The organism is Kribbella sp. NPDC050820, from assembly GCF_040653975.1.
Classification (GTDB): domain Bacteria; phylum Actinomycetota; class Actinomycetes; order Propionibacteriales; family Kribbellaceae; genus Kribbella.
Map to the genome: position 1 here is coordinate 1 of NZ_JBFAHB010000182.1, position 1,084 is coordinate 1,084.

A 1,084-nucleotide genomic window follows, 5' to 3' on the forward strand; every position below is an offset into this window, starting at 1 on the left:
GCCGACCGCGGTCGGGTGCACCGAGTAGTCGTTGGAGTCCAGCCGGACGTAGTAGTCCCGCGGCAGTCGCTGCGACCTGCGCCACCCGGTCACCGGCGCGACCGGTGGCAGGGTGAGCATCGCGGCCCGATCCGCCGCGACCCGATCGCCTGGCGAGCAGCCCAGTACCCGCATCCGGCGGGCGTTCGCCTTCGGCAGCCACCCGGCGAGCTGGGCGTTGAAGTCGTCCGGACTGTCGAACAGGCGGCCCGGCAGGAACGAGGTCTCCAGATAGCCGTTGGCGCGTTCGATCAGCCCCTTTGCCTCGGGATCTGCAGGCTTGCAGACGATCACCTTCGCACCCAGCGTGCCGCGGAACGCCTGGCAATCGCCGGACAGCTCCGCAGTACCCCGACGCCACCTGCCGATCGCCCCTTCGCCGTCCCAGACCAACACCTTGGGGACACCACCGAGCCGCTCGAGCAACGCCCACCAGCCGGCGAACAGATCTCCGGCCGCCCGCGAGGGCAACAGCCGCGCCGATAACCAGCGTGAGTAGCCCGACGCCATCACCAGCACCGGCAGCTGCAGCGGTGACCTCGTCTGGCCGAACCCCACCGGCAGATTCACCTCGGGGAACCAGAAATCGCACTGCGCCAGCTCGCCCGGGCGATACGTCGTTCGTGACGCCGGGTCGGGCGGCAGATACGCCGACCGCAGGTCGCTGACCCGGTCTCGCAGGATCCGGATCGAGTGCTGCCACCCGATCCGTTCCGCGACCACCGTCGCGGGCATCGTCGGCCACGCCCGCAACAACTCCCGAATCCGAGGCTCCACCTCGTCGACCATCGAGCCCCGCGGCGCACGTTCGTACCGAGGCGCACCATCGCTGCGCAACGCCTGCTTCACAGTGTTCTTCGAACACCCCATCGCCCGAGCGATCACCTTGATCGGCATCCCCTCGGCTCGATGCAACCGCCGAATCTCAGCCCAGTCCTCCACAGTCAGCACCCGCTTCCTCCTGACCTCGCCTGAGGCCAGCGTCTCGGAAAGGGGTCAGATTTCAGTTGCCGTCTGGGGGTCAGTTTTCACGTGCCGTCGACAG

General features: G+C 68.4%; 1 protein-coding gene. It reads right to left on the minus strand.

Translation table 11 applies throughout. The features are described from left to right. Positions 1–990, minus strand: a 990-nt coding sequence (gene istA / locus AB0H36_RS48120) for an IS21 family transposase (RefSeq protein WP_360539151.1), incomplete at its 3' end; no start/stop codon positions are given. Positions 991–1,084 lie beyond the last annotated feature (94 nt).